The following is a 13,261-nucleotide window of genomic DNA, read 5'->3' on the forward strand; positions in this document are numbered from 1 at the left end:
GGTGCGGTCTGCAAAGATGCCGCCCGGCAAGTCGCCTCCGGCCACCCACAGCGGGAACCCGCGGGCCCGGCCCTGGTCCGAGTGCCGCGCATCATGATTTGAACACGGCAACAGAATCCATTCATCAACCTGACGGAGCACTACCATGGCAATGGACGTAATCGACTACGAAATCTTCGGCGACGACATGCAGTATGTCGAAGTGGAACTCGACCCGGGCGAGGCCGCCGTGGGCGAGCCGGGCATGATGATGTACATGCAGGACGGCATCGAGATGGACACCATCTTCGGCGATGGCTCGGCCCAGCAGTCGGGCTTCATGGGCAAGCTGCTCGGTGCGGGCAAGCGGCTGCTGACCGGCGAATCGATGTTCACCACGGTGTTCCACAACGAGGGTTCGGGCAAGCGCCGCATCGCGTTTGCCGCGCCGTTTCCGGGCAAGATCGTGCCGGTGCAGTTGCCCGACATCGGCGGCACGCTGATCTGCCAGAAGGATGCCTTCCTCTGCGCCGCCAAGGGCGTGTCGATGGGTATCGCCTTCCAGAAGAAGCTCGGCGCCGGTTTCTTCGGCGGCGAGGGCTTCATCATGCAGAAGCTCGAAGGCGACGGTCTGGCCTTCATCAACGCCTGCGGCGCGATCGCCGAGAAGGTGCTGGCGCCGGGCGAGACGATCCGGGTCGATACCGGCTGCGTGGTGGCCTTCCAGCCCAGCATTGATTTCGACATCCAGTTTGTCGGCAAGGTCAAGAGCGCGCTGTTTGGCGGCGAGGGGCTGTTCTTTGCCACGCTGCGCGGGCCGGGCAAGGTGTGGCTGCAGTCGCTGCCGCTGTCGCGGCTGGCCAACCGCATCGTGCTGGCCGCACCGGCGGCCGGCGGGCGCAGCCAGGAGCAGGGCTCGGTGCTCGGCGGCGCGGTGCTGGGCGGCCTGTTTGGCGGTGATGAGTAAATGCGGCGTGTTCCCGCGCGGCTGTTCGGGCCGGGGCTCGCTGCAGGCGGCGAGGCGGTCGAGCTCGAACTGAGCGACGGCGCGCTGGCCGTGCCCGGCCGGCCCGAGCTGGCGGTCGCGCTGTCGCAGGTGAGCCTGACGCTGGCCGGCTTCGGCCTCGACGAGTGGCAACTGGCCTGGCAGGCGGGGGACGCGCGCTATGCCGCGCATCTGGCCGACAAGGCAAGCCTGCAGCGGCTCGCAGCACGGCCACCGGCGGGCCTGCTGGCGCAGGTGGCGGCTGTCGGCCGCGCCGGGCGGCAACGCCAGCGCCGCGCCATGACACTATGGGGCGTGCTCGGGCTCGCCGTGCTGCTGCCTTTTCTGCTGCTTGGGCTGTTCGTCTGGCAATCGGCGCGCATCGCCGGCTGGCTTGCCGACCGCATTCCGATCGAGCAGGAGCGCCAGCTCGGCGAGCTGGTGTTCGCGCGCGAGAAGCCCGCTCTCAAGCTCATCGGGCGCGGGCCAGCCGCGCAGGCCGTGAGCGAGATCGGCGCGCGCCTGACGCAAGGCTCGGCTTACCGCTACCGCTTCTACCTCGCGCAATCGCCCGAGGTGAACGCCTACGCCGTGCCCGGCGGCACCGTCGTTGTCTACACCGGCTTGCTGGCGCGGGCGGACAGCGCCGAGGAGCTGGCCGGTGTGCTGGCGCACGAGGTGCAGCATGTGGAGCGCCGCCACTCGCTCAAGGCGCTGGTGCACGGGCTCGGGCTCTCGGCGCTGGCCTCGCTCGCGCTGGGTGACGCCAGTGGCGGCGTGGCGGCCGGCATGGCGCAGCAGCTGGCCGGGCTCAGTTTCAGCCGCGAGCAGGAAAGCGATGCCGATCTGCATGGGCTGGATGCGCTGCGCCGTGCCGGCATCGCGCCGCAGGGCATGTTGCGCTTCTACCGCAAGCTGGCCAGCTCGCAAGGTGGCGCCACCCCGGCGATGCTCTCCACCCATCCCACCAGCGATGCCCGCTTTGCCGCGCTGGAGGCCGAGCTTGGCAAAAAAGGCGGATGGCCGGCGAGGCCTTTGCCGTATGATTGGGGGACGATCAAAGCCAGCCTCAAGCCATGAACCTTCCCAATCACGAGCTCTCCATGTCGGTGCTGATGACGCCGGACATGGCCAACTTCTCCGGCAATGTGCACGGCGGCACCATCCTCAAGCTGCTCGACCAGGTCGCCTACGCCTGTGCCAGCCGCTATGCCGGCCGTTATGTCGTCACGCTGTCGGTGGACCAGGTGATGTTCCGCCAGCCCATCCATGTCGGCGAGCTGGTGACCTTTCTCGCCTCGATCAACCACACCGGCCGCACCTCGATGGAGGTCGGCATCAAGGTGATCGCCGAGGACATCCGCGGGCAGGCCGTGCGTCATACCAACAGCTGCTACTTCACGATGGTGGCGGTGGACGAGGAAGGCCGCGCCACGCCGGTGCCGCCGCTCGATCTGCGCACGCCCGAGCAGGTGCAGCGCTTCGAGGCGGCCCAGTTGCGCCGCCAGCTGCGGCAGGAATTCGAGCAGCGCGCCGGGCAGATACGGGCCAGCGGCGGCTGACGCCGTGGCGGTGCGGGCTGCCGCCTGGTCGCGGGAACTTCCCATTGCTGTGTTAGACTAATCGCTCTAGTCGAATATGCCGTCGTCAATGTGGCGACAGCCCCTCCGGAGTTGCAGTTCATGTACCGATCCCTTGCCGGCCGCCAGGCCTACCTTCGTCTCGCGCAGCTGCGCCTGCTGTTCGCGCTGCTGGCCTTGTTCGCCGTCGCCGGCTGCTCCGGCACCGTGGCGGTCAAGGATATCCCGCTCGAAACGCTGAAAGCCAAGTACGCCAACGCCGAGTCGAAGTTCGTCGACATCGACGGCACCATGGTGCACTACCGCATCGAGGGCAAGGGCCCGACCATCGTGCTGCTGCACGGCATCGTCGCCTCGCTGCAGACCTGGGACGGCTGGACCGAGCGGCTGAAGGGCCGCTACCGCATCGTGCGCCTCGACGTGCCCGGCTTCGGCCTGACCGGGCCGATGGCGAGCGGCAACTACACCACGGCAGGCTACGTCGATTTCCTCGACAAGTTCCTGGCGCGCGTCGGCGTCGACAACTGCGTGATGGCCGGCAACTCGCTCGGCGCCTTCTTCGCCTGGAACTACGCCGTGGCCCACCCGGAGAAGGTCAGCAAGCTGGTGCTGCTCGATTCGCCCGGCTTCCAGCAGCCGGTGCCGTTCATCGTCAAGCTGGCGCAGACCCCCGGCGCCGACAAGGTGGTGACATCGATGACACCGCGCTTCATGGTTGCCGCCAACCTGCGCGACGTGTACATGAACAAGGGCCTCGTCACCGATGCGCTGGTCGACCGCTACTACGAGATGACGCTACGGCCGGGCAACCGCGATGCCTATGTGAAGATCTTCCGCGAGATGGTGGAGCGCTCGAAGACCGACTCGCCCGGCATCGACAAGATCACCATGCCCACACTGATCATGTGGGGTAAGCAGGACCCATGGGTGCCGCTGTCGGTGGCGATGCGCTGGCTCAAGGCGCTGCCGAGCGCGCAATACGTGTTCTACGACGGCGTCGGCCACATGCCGATGGAAGAGCTGCCGTGGCGCTCGTCGCAGGATCTCGACCGCTTCATCCAGACCGGCAGCGTGGGCACCGAGACGGTGGTCAACATGCGCTGAGCGCCCGCGCGCCACAACACCAGGCCACCCAGCGCGGCCTTTTTTGCGTCGTTGTGGTGTGGATGCCGCAGCCCGGGCGGCTTTGCGGCGGGCAAACAGCGCATCTGGCAGCGGGCCGGCCGCCGCCGCGCTACACTGTCAGCTTGTCGAAAACCGCCCCGGAGCATGTGATGGCCGATTTCCCCCAAGACATCTATACCGAGCCCAGCCCGCTCGACGTCGATACCCTTGCCAACCTCGGCCCGCTGCGCCCCATGGCCGGCATCTGGCAGGGCACGCGCGGGCTCGACGTGAAGCCTAAAGCCGAAGGCCCGAAGAAGCAGGCCTATGTCGAGCGCTACGAGCTGCAGCCGACCGACCCGCAGACCAACGGCCCGCAACTGCTCTACGGCCTGCGCTACCACATCCATATCACCAAGCCCGAGCAGGTGAAGACCTACCACGAGCAGGTCGGCTACTGGCTGTGGGAGCCGGCTACCGAGACGGTGGTCCACACGCTCACCATCCCGCGCGGCCAGGTGGTCATGGCGGTGGGCAAGGTCAAGCCCGATGCAACCGAGTTCGAGCTGGTGGCGACGGCCGACGACCCGAATTTCGGCATCCGCTCGACGCCGTTCCTCGACTACGGCTTCCGCACCGTCGAGTTCCGCATCAAGGTGACGATCCACCCTGACGGCAGCTGGGGCTACGACGAAGACACGGTGATGATGATCCGCGGCCAGAGCGAGCCCTTCCACCACACCGACCGCAACCTGCTCAGCAAGCTCGCCGAGCCGACGCCCAACCCGCTCGCGCGTTAGTCCGCCGCCTGGCGCTAGCCCCGACAAGCCGGCAATTGCCGGCTTTGTTCTATGCTGTAGTGAGGCCGGCAGGCGGCCTCGGCACCGGCAAGGGAGGGCGAATGCTGACGTCACCGGCCTGTCACCGCGCGCGCGCCACGCCAATGCAGCGTGCGCTTCATGCCCTGATCGCGCTGTTCTGCGTGCTGCTCGCCGCCTGCGCGACGGCGCCACGGCCCGACCTGGCGCGCCTGTACCGGGTTGCCGACAACGCCTCCGACACCACGCCGCTGGTGCTGATCCCCGGCCTGTTCGGCTCCAAGCTGCGCGACCGCCGGACCGGCGCCGAAGTGTGGCCGGGCTCGGGTTACGACGTGTTGTTCAGCGACTATCAGCGCCTCGCCTTGCGCTTCGACCCGACGAGCCTGCAGGTGCTGGCCGATTCGCTCGAGGCCTACGACATCGCCGACCAGGTGCTGGGGCGCGACATCTACGGGCCGATCGTGAAAACCCTCGAACGCTACGGCGGTTACGTGCGCGGCGTGCCGGGCACCCCGGTGAAGCCCGGCGAGCGGCGCTACTACGTGTTTCCCTACGATTTCCGCCAGGACAACACGCAGCACGCGCAGGCGCTGGAGCGGCTGATCGACACCATCCGCCAGGATTACGGCGACCCGGGGCTGCGCGTCGATTTCGTCGCGCACAGCATGGGCGGGCTGGTGGCGCGCTACTACCTGCGCTACGGCACCTCGCGCGTGCGCAAGTTCATCCTGCTCGGCACCCCCAATCTCGGCTCGGTGTCGTCGCTGCATGCCTTTCTCGCCGGCGAGCCGATCGGGCTCGGCCGCATCCCGCCCGAGGTGCTGGCGACGCTGCCGAGCGGCTACGAGCTGTTTCCCCACCCCCTGCTGAGCTGGCTGATCGACGCGGAAGGCCACACGTTGCACGAAGACCTGTTTGCCCCCGAAACCTGGCAGCGCTACCGCTGGGGCGTCTACGACCCGGCCGTCGAGGCCCGCCTGCTCGGCCCGGGCGGGCCACAGGCCAGCGCGCGGCTGGCAGCGCTGCGGCGCTTCTTCGCCTACCGCCTCGAACGCGCGCGGCGCTTTTTGTGGGCGCTGTCGACGCCCGAGCCGGCCACGCCGATCCGCTATGTGCTGTTCGGCGGCGACTGCGGGCTGACCCCGGCCAGACTGCTGATGGAGCAGGATAAGGGCCAGCCCCAGGTACGGCTGACCCCCGGCGACATCCGCCACCCGCAGCCCGGCGTGCCCTACGAGGAGCTGATGCTGGAGCCCGGCGATGGCCGCGTCACCAAGCCCTCGCTGCTGGCGCGCGAATCGCTGGACCCGATGGACGAGCAGAGCGAGGACAATTTCCTGCCGATCGCCTACTGGTTCTTCCTGTGCGAGAACCACGACCAGCTCACCAACAACATCAACTTTCAGGACAACCTGCTCAACGTGCTGCTGTCGCGCAATCTGCCGTGGGAGGGCGCGGCGGGTGGGAAATAGGGCATTGCGGGCATAGGCAAAATAAACCTTATCGTCTAAATACAAATTTGCCGCTGATGTGTGTGATTTGGAGGAGATTAAATGGATCACGCATACCTGGCCCACTTTGTACGCCACTTGGGCCGGTCAATATTCCTGCGCGGACTTGTGGCCCCTTGGGAAGCTTTGATCAGGCTGATCCAAACTTCACCACATTGCTTGGTGATACGCCTGGTCCCCTTGGCAGTAACGACTATGGCAGCCCCAGCCTGCCGGTGTTGGCTTGGCGGTAGCCGCTACGCTTCAGCGCCGTCATCAGGTATCGTTCGTCTTGGGTGAGCTGGTGGTACTTATTCATCAAGGCATCCTTTTTCTTGGCGGAAGTCGGATGCTTTCAGTATCTCAGCTTGCCCTCCTTTTCGGGGCCGTGTTGCACTTACTTTGTGAATCCGCGATTGGAAACTTCGGTCACCTCCGGACGAGTATGCTGAGTTGTACGAGATGCTTGTTACTGCAGAGGGAAATATTCCATACATGTACCTAGATAGTAAAAACAAGGTCACCGTTGGAATTGGAACTTACTTGCGGACGGTTGACGATGCCAAGCAACTACGCATGTATGACGCGAAAACCAAGATATTGGCGCCTGATGAAGACAAGGCCTCGGAATTCAAGTCAGTAGTCAGTGCAAAGCCGGCTCCACCTAAAGGCGGGAAATGGAAAAATCATCCTCCTGCAACGGCATACTACATATTCACCAAGCTTGTCATGACTCCCTCAGACATTGGTGAGCGCTGGCTAAGGGACGTCAAACAATTTCAAAAACAGCGGCCAACCTATTTCAAAGGTTTTGCTACCTACCCGGCGAAGGCTAAACAGGCACTCACCGACATTGCCTATCAATATGGCGCATCGGGAGCGGCAAAGAATGCTGCCAAGGGTAAGTTGAAGGAGTATGCCGAGAAGGGCGATTGGAAGTCGGCCGCGACCGTTTGCTCGGCATTGGAGGGCCAGAAGAGTCGGAATGACAAACGGAAAGCGTTATTCGACGCCGCAGATAGTGCTCCAGCAGCCAAAATGCCCTGACCGCGAACAGTTTTACTGCAGGCGTTCGAGTGTTACTAGCCTGCTGGTGGGAGTCATCCGGGTCATCAACAGCAACTTGGTACTGGCAAATGTGCCTTGCGTGGCTGATTGCCCGATGCTGATCAACAGATCATCGATGCCATCGCCGTCAAAATCGGCCCGTGCAACGACCTTCAACCGGACTTCCCAGGTCTTTTCGCCAACGACTAACACTCCATGATCCAATTTGGCCTTGATCCGGGGTTGATAGCTTAGCCAGCTCTTGCCCTTCGACTCCGCCATATAGGCGGCATCTGCGTCGATGCTGCTGAATGTCGCCGTCAGTGTTGGTGGCAGGAGTGCAAGTGAGCCAGGCAAGAGATGAAATCCGCTGACATAGCTGGTTTTCGCAGGCGTCGCCTGACCGAGCCGTTGCAATGCATTGAGCACCAAGCTCGCTCTCCTGTGTCAATCCCCAGTCTCCTTGTGGCTCGTACCCTTGCTTGCGCAATGCCAACAGATCCAGGCAATTTTTTGCTTGTGACACCCGTCCATCCCGAATTTCATCGATTGGGTAGTCGAACGTATCGGCAAGTCGTTCACCAATATTGCCTAGCTATTTCAGACCGAGCTCAGGTGACCAGCAGATGGACAGGTTCGTTGGTGCAGGAATCGAAGGCGAACGGAAGGGGTGGCGTTGCACTGCGAGGGAGTCTGACCAAGCGTTCGACGTAAACAACTGGACGACAAGACAGGTGTACAACAGGCCGGCTGGCTGAGCTGACATTGCTTCATCCTTCAGGCGTTGCCTCCTGCACTGGCAGTTGACGCAACGGTGCAGTTTTGACTGATCAAGTGCTGCTAGTCTCATGATAGACGATAGCCCGAGCGAGCTGCTGGCAACGATCTGCCGGTCGCCGGCCGGGCAAGCATGCGTCATTCGGCGCGGTTGGCGTGAGTCCAATGGCGGTGCGGGCAGAGCGGCGTCAACCTTCCTGGCAGCAGGTCAAAAAATAGTCTAATAGCATAGGTGACCCATCCCTCTGGAGCGACCATGCAACCGAGCCTCACCCTGCCCGGCGGCGGGCTGCCGCCGCGTCCGCCGGCACCGCCCGGGCAATTCCTGATCGGCAACCTGCTGCCGTTCAAGCGCGACATGCTGGGCTTTCTGGCAAACACGCGCGCCGAGTTGGGCGATGTGTTTCGCGTCAGGCTAGGCAAACGCAGCCTGTTCATTTTCTCGCATCCCGATGTTGCCGAGCAGGTGCTGATCAAGGAGCGTGACAGCTTCGGCAAGCTGGCCGAGCTTGGCGGCGAGGTGCGCGGCCTGCCGCTGGTGCTGGGACGGGGTTTGGTGGTGAATTTCGGCGAGTCGTGGAAGCGCCAGCGGCAGATGATGCAGCCGATCTTCCACAAGACGCAGATCGCGCTGATGGCGACCGCCATGACCGATGCCGGCACGCGCCTGCTCGACCGCTGGCAGCAGCGCTATGCGCCCAGCGCGCAGATCGACGTGGCGCAGGAGATGATGCGCGTCACCGTCGATATCGTCAGCCAGACCATGTTCGGCTCCGACCTGCTCGATCGCACCGACGAGCTCGGCAAGTCGTTCACGGCGCTGCTGCGCTATGCCTTTGCCAGCTTCACCAACCCGCTGATGCCGCCGCCCCGCTGGCCCACGCCGGGCAACCGTCATTTCCGGCGCATGCTGGGGCAGCTCGACGAGATGATCTACGAGGTGGTCGACCGCCGCGTGCAGAGCAGGGTGCTGCATGGCGACCTGCTCGACATGCTGCTCGCCGCCAGGGACGACGCCAGTGGCGAGGGGATGCCGATCCGCCAGCTGCGCGACGAGATCGCCACGATCTTCGGCGCCGGGCACGAGACCACGGCCAACGCGCTGACCTGGGCCTTCTACCTGCTGTCGCTACACCCCGACGCCGCTGCCCGGCTGCGTGCCGAGCTGGCGCAGGTGCTCGGCGGGCGCACGCCGGTATTCGACGATCTGGCCCGGCTCAGCTACACGCGGGCGGTGTTCGAGGAGTCGATGCGGCTCTATCCGCCCGCGCCGGTGCTGCCGCGTGCCGTGATGCGCGATACCACGGTCGGTGGCTACCTGATGCGGCATGGCGACCGCACGATGACCAATGTCCACCTGATCCACCGCCATCCGGCGTACTGGGAGGCGCCCGAGCGCTTCGACCCGGCGCGCTTCCTGCCGCCGCAGAGCGACGTGGCGCGCCACCGCTGCGCCTACCTGCCATTCGGCGCCGGCCCGCGCGTGTGCATCGGCAACCATTTCGCGATGATGGAGGGGCAACTGCTGCTGGCGCAGATTCTGCAGCGCTACCGGCTGACGCTGGTGCCGGGCCACCCGGTCGAGGCCGAGGTCGCCGTCACCATGCGACCGCGCCACGGCATGCGCATGACGCTGCAGCCGGTTTGAGCCAGGGCCAGAGGCCGCGCCAGACGGGCCTTCCGGCCGGCCTGGAGGGCGCGCCGGTATTGGCGTGCAGGGCGATGGCCCGATGCGTGCCTGGCCGGCGACTTGGCCATGTCGCGCAGATTGAGGCCGGCACCGCCCGGTTGACGGCGCAAGCCAGGGCCCGCGCCCCAAGACGCGGCCTGGCGTTGCCGGCATGACAAGACCTAGTGCGGCGCCCGCTCGATCAGGGCGTAGGCCGAGTGGTTGTGGATGGATTCGAAGTTCTCCGCCTCGACGCGGTAATCCCCGATGCGGGAATCGTGTTCGAGCGCCAGTGCGATGTCGCGCACCAGATCCTCGACAAACTTCGGGTTGTCGTAGGCGCGCTCGGTCACGTACTTTTCGTCGCTGCGCTTCAACAAGCCGTACACCTCGCACGACGCCCCCTGTTCGGCCACCGCCACCAGCGTCTCGATCGTCATCGGCCCCAGCAACTGGGCCTCGATGCCGATGTGCGAGCGCTGGTTGTGGGCGCCGTAGGCCGAGATTTCCTTCGAGCACGGGCACAGGCTGGTGGCCGGTACCATCACCCGCATGCGGAAATCCGGCGCACGATGCGGCGCGAGCGACACGCGCCACGTGACCTGATGGTCGAGCAGGCTCTCGACGCCCGATACCGGCGCCGCCTTGGCGATGAAGTAGGGAAAGTCGACGGCCAGCGTGCCGCTGTCCGCATCGAGCCGCGTCAGCATCGCCTGCGCCAGCGCGGTGAAGCGCGCCGCGTCGAGCGGTACGGCGGCATCGTCGGTCAGCAGCTCGATGAAGCGCGACATGTGCGTACCTTTGACATGGGCCGGCAGGCCCACGCTCATAGACCAGGTGCCGACCGTCGCGGCCGGCCGGGCGCCACCAGCGAGCCGCAGCGGGTAGCGCACATCCTTCACGCCGACGGCGGTGATCGCAAGATTGCGCACATCCGGCAGCGACTGGATGTCGGGCAGCGGTAAGCGTTCAGGGGCGTTCATCGTCGTCCTCCGCTCAGGCGAACTTGGCCGGGAACTGCTTGGCCAGCGCCCCTGCCAGCGCGTCGGCGATGACGTACATGTGGTCCTTCATCGCCGCCCAGGTCTCGGCTTCCTGCGCGTACTGCTTGTCACGCAACTGCGTGATCTGCTGGATGTGGTGGCCGCCGTGGGCCAGCAGCAGGCCGCGCAGCGTGTCGAGCGGCAGGTTGGGGTTGGCGCCGCTCAGGAACACGGCGATCTCGCCCGCGTTGTCGGTCAGCGCCTTGGTGGCGGCATCCTGCTTGGCGGTGCTGCGCGCCTTGGCCGCTTCGAGATATTGCTTGACCGCGCCGTAGTGGCCGGTCAGCAGGCCAAACAGCCTGTCCGACGCGGGTTTGCCGTAGAAGGGCTCGATCGCGCCGGCGATCTGCCTGGCATTGGCCACCACCTGTTTTTCGGCTTCGGCGGCGGCGGCCGTGTTGCCGGCCAGCGTCTGTTCCACCACGTCGCGTACCCAGAACGCATGGCCGACCCACAGGTCGCGCAGTACGGCGCGGGTCTGCTCGAGTTTCGGGGCGGCGGTGGTCGCGGTGTCGTGCGGACAGTCATGCGCCAGCACGGGCATGGCAGGCAGCGCCAGGGCGGCGAGCAGGGCAGAGGAAAGCAACAGGCGGGAAGTGCGGTTCATGATGATCTCCTGACAGGATTAAGCATTGAGGGGGAATGCGTGGGAAGGGCCGAACCGGCCACGGCGGAGGCGCGGTGTGTCGCCCGGTTGGCTGTGGTTGCCGTGCCGCTTGCTCCTTGGCCGTGCGCACGGTCTCGGGCCCTCCGGTGGACTGCCAGACCAGTCTAGAAGATAAAAGGCACTTTGTACATATAAATATGTGTAAAGTGTTTATAGTGGCGCAAGGCGCTATAATGGGTGGGTCAGCAGGCCAGCCCGGCCCGCCCGCAGAACGAAGGAATCGACCCATGCTGGACATGCTCGGAAACCGGCAGAAGGAACTGCTGCAACTGCTGTTGCGCAATAAGGATGGCCTCACCGCCGACGAGCTGTCGCAACAGCTGCAGATCACGCGCAATGCCGTGCGTCAGCACCTCGCCGCGCTCGAAAACGACCGTCTGGTGGCGCAAGGCCAGACCCGCCCCTCCGGCGGCCGCCCGCAGCAGCTCTATGTGCTCACCGACGCCGGCCGCGAATGCTTTCCGCGCCACTACTCATGGTTCGCACAACTCCTGATCGAGTCGATCAAACAGGAGGCCGGCGCCGACGCGCTCGGCGAACGCCTGGGCCGGCTCGGCGAACAGGTCGCGCAACAGGTGCGCAGCCAGCACCCCGGCCTGCCCACGCTGCCGGCACGCATCCAGCGCCTGGCCGAGGTGATGGCCGACCTCGGCTACGACGCCACGGTGGCCGAATCGAAAGACGCGGAAGGCGTGATCGAGGCCGACAACTGCATCTTCCACACGCTCGCGATGCAAAACCCCGAGGTCTGCCGCTTCGACCTCGCACTGATGTCCACCTTCGCCGATGGCCCCATCGAGCACGAACGCTGCATGGCCAAGGGCGAACACGTCTGCCGCTTCAGGATTGGCGGGAAAGGGTAGGGCGCCGGGCAAACCGCGCCCTTGTCGAACGGCGCGGAGCCCCTTGTATCGCGTAGAGATCAACGCCGCTGTAGCCTGGATAGCGCGCAGCGAAATCCGGGAGCGACGGTGCGCCATCGGGCAGGATCAATCGGACGGCGGTTGAAGCTGCCTGCTCCCCGGATTGCGCCTTGCGGCTTCATGCGGGCTACACTCGGGATGCCACCCTGCGGGATGGCTGTGGTTTTGAGGAAACGGTGTGCTTGCAGAGAACACTGCAACGAACCGCATTCGACATGCCGGCCTGAGCCGGGCAAGCAGTAAGAAGCGCCATCCCAGCGTTGCAAAGAGATTGATCATCCATCATGGCTTAACGGAAGCAATCCGCACGATCAGACGCCGATAACCCTGCCGGCAGCTCGCCTGCCGTTTGTACCGATTGGCGCGTCGTGTTGCAGATTTCATGTCGGCACGGGTCACACCGCACCCACATCAGATGCCGGATATACGACTGCCCGCTGTTCCTGCCCGCCACAAAAACGATCAGTCCCTTGCTTTGCGGGGGGAGTCCATATATGCCGGGTTAGCCCATGGAGCGAAGAGGAAAGGCAGCCGGATTGCGGATGGATTCAACCGACAAATCAATATCCAGAGCTGGCCAATATAGGTGGTTGGGATGAGGCCATTCGACATCGAGAACCTTGCCAATAGGCGCATCCTGGAACCAAGGGAATTCAGAGAAGGGAACAAAAAGCTCTTCGTTGCCCAGTAGTAGCCACAAGCCATTCTTAGAGATGTGGGTTACTTCAGCTACCGAAATGCTGTTGCCAAGCGCTACGGATGTCATGTTCGTGCACCTCAATCAAGGCTTGAGCCTGTCGCAGTAGGCGATCGTTCAACCCAATACTTTGAGCCAAGGCGATCTGAGGTTCAAGCCAGAACTTCGCCTCGCCATCCGAATGACTGACATGAACGTGCATTCTCGGCTCTTCGCGGGAGAAGAAAAAGAAACGGAAACCGCCTTCGCGGAAAACGGTTGGCGCCATTGGCAAATATTACCATGGCAGTGGTACTCGCCCCAATTTCGGCTACTGTTTGACATGAGGGACGTCCACAATGCTGCGAAGCTGCATTGTGGACGTCCGCTCGACAGAACACAGCAACGAGCCCCATTCGACATGCCGGCCTGAGCCGGGCAAGCAGTAAGAAGCGCTATCCCAGCGTTGCAAAGAGATTGATCATCCATCATGGCTTAAC

14 protein-coding genes are annotated in these 13,261 nt (G+C 64.4%); 9 read left to right on the top strand and 5 right to left on the bottom strand.

Features of this window, described 5'->3' with window-relative positions:
• The first annotated feature begins 145 nt into the window (after window positions 1-145).
• The 7 genes from ABWL39_RS02630 to ABWL39_RS02660 all read left to right on the top strand — a co-directional run bounded on the left by ABWL39_RS02630 (window position 146) and on the right by ABWL39_RS02660 (window position 7,006).
• Window positions 146-946: a TIGR00266 family protein gene (locus tag ABWL39_RS02630; protein WP_367786877.1), complete on the top strand. Its 801-nt coding sequence runs from the start codon at window positions 146-148 to the stop codon at window positions 944-946.
• Complete coding sequence (locus ABWL39_RS02635; RefSeq protein WP_367786878.1) at window positions 947-2,044, top strand: M48 family metallopeptidase; 1,098 nt, start codon at window positions 947-949, stop codon at window positions 2,042-2,044.
• A complete protein-coding gene (locus tag ABWL39_RS02640) occupies window positions 2,041-2,526 on the top strand; it encodes an acyl-CoA thioesterase (protein WP_367786879.1) in 486 nt (161 codons plus the stop codon). The genes ABWL39_RS02635 and ABWL39_RS02640 overlap by 4 nt, the downstream gene beginning before the upstream one ends.
• Window positions 2,527-2,646: 120 nt before the next feature.
• Window positions 2,647-3,648 carry an alpha/beta fold hydrolase gene (locus ABWL39_RS02645; RefSeq protein ID WP_367786880.1) on the top strand — a complete coding sequence of 334 codons (1,002 nt, stop codon included), beginning with the start codon at window positions 2,647-2,649 and terminating at the stop codon, window positions 3,646-3,648.
• 170 nt (window positions 3,649-3,818) lie between these two features.
• On the top strand, window positions 3,819-4,448 hold the full coding sequence (locus ABWL39_RS02650) for an FABP family protein (protein ID WP_367786881.1): 630 nt from the start codon (window positions 3,819-3,821) through the stop codon (window positions 4,446-4,448).
• Window positions 4,449-4,549: 101 nt separating this feature from the next.
• Window positions 4,550-5,941, top strand: coding sequence for an alpha/beta fold hydrolase (locus tag ABWL39_RS02655; RefSeq protein WP_367786883.1), 1,392 nt, complete (start codon window positions 4,550-4,552; stop codon window positions 5,939-5,941).
• A gap of 480 nt (window positions 5,942-6,421) precedes the next feature.
• Window positions 6,422-7,006, top strand: a complete 585-nt coding sequence (locus ABWL39_RS02660; RefSeq protein ID WP_367786925.1) for a glycoside hydrolase family protein — start codon at window positions 6,422-6,424, stop codon at window positions 7,004-7,006.
• Between the two features lie 12 nt (window positions 7,007-7,018).
• On the opposite strand, the gene ABWL39_RS02665 is transcribed toward ABWL39_RS02660, so the two are convergent.
• Window positions 7,019-7,438, bottom strand: a complete 420-nt coding sequence (locus ABWL39_RS02665) for a hypothetical protein (protein WP_367786885.1) — start codon at window positions 7,436-7,438, stop codon at window positions 7,019-7,021.
• 601 nt (window positions 7,439-8,039) lie between these two features.
• Here ABWL39_RS02665 and ABWL39_RS02670 point away from each other — a divergent pair.
• Entirely contained in the window at window positions 8,040-9,431 is a 1,392-nt protein-coding gene (locus ABWL39_RS02670; protein WP_367786887.1) for a cytochrome P450, read from the top strand.
• Window positions 9,432-9,634: 203 nt separating this feature from the next.
• Here ABWL39_RS02670 and folE2 read toward each other — a convergent pair whose 3' ends face one another.
• Both folE2 and ABWL39_RS02680 read right to left on the bottom strand, forming a co-directional pair.
• Entirely contained in the window at window positions 9,635-10,435 is an 801-nt protein-coding gene (gene folE2 / locus ABWL39_RS02675; protein ID WP_367786889.1) for a GTP cyclohydrolase FolE2, read from the bottom strand.
• A 13-nt stretch (window positions 10,436-10,448) separates the two neighbouring features.
• Window positions 10,449-11,102 carry a hypothetical protein gene (locus ABWL39_RS02680; RefSeq protein ID WP_367786890.1) on the bottom strand — a complete coding sequence of 218 codons (654 nt, stop codon included), beginning with the start codon at window positions 11,100-11,102 and terminating at the stop codon, window positions 10,449-10,451.
• 287 nt (window positions 11,103-11,389) lie between these two features.
• Here ABWL39_RS02680 and ABWL39_RS02685 point away from each other — a divergent pair, with 287 nt between their 5' ends.
• Window positions 11,390-12,025 (top strand): helix-turn-helix transcriptional regulator, encoded by a 636-nt coding sequence (locus tag ABWL39_RS02685; protein WP_367786892.1) that lies wholly within the window; start codon window positions 11,390-11,392, stop codon window positions 12,023-12,025.
• A gap of 562 nt (window positions 12,026-12,587) precedes the next feature.
• Here ABWL39_RS02685 and ABWL39_RS02690 read toward each other — a convergent pair.
• Together ABWL39_RS02690 and ABWL39_RS02695 are read right to left on the bottom strand one after the other, a co-directional pair.
• Complete coding sequence (locus ABWL39_RS02690) at window positions 12,588-12,851, bottom strand: DUF2442 domain-containing protein (RefSeq protein WP_367786894.1); 264 nt, start codon at window positions 12,849-12,851, stop codon at window positions 12,588-12,590.
• On the bottom strand, window positions 12,811-13,050 hold the full coding sequence (locus ABWL39_RS02695; RefSeq protein WP_367786896.1) for a DUF4160 domain-containing protein: 240 nt from the start codon (window positions 13,048-13,050) through the stop codon (window positions 12,811-12,813). Before ABWL39_RS02695 ends, ABWL39_RS02690 begins: the two co-directional genes overlap by 41 nt.
• Window positions 13,051-13,261: the final 211 nt, after the last annotated feature.

It is taken from the genome of Chitinivorax sp. PXF-14, from assembly GCF_040812015.1.
Lineage (GTDB): Bacteria > Pseudomonadota > Gammaproteobacteria > Burkholderiales > SCOH01 > JBFNXJ01.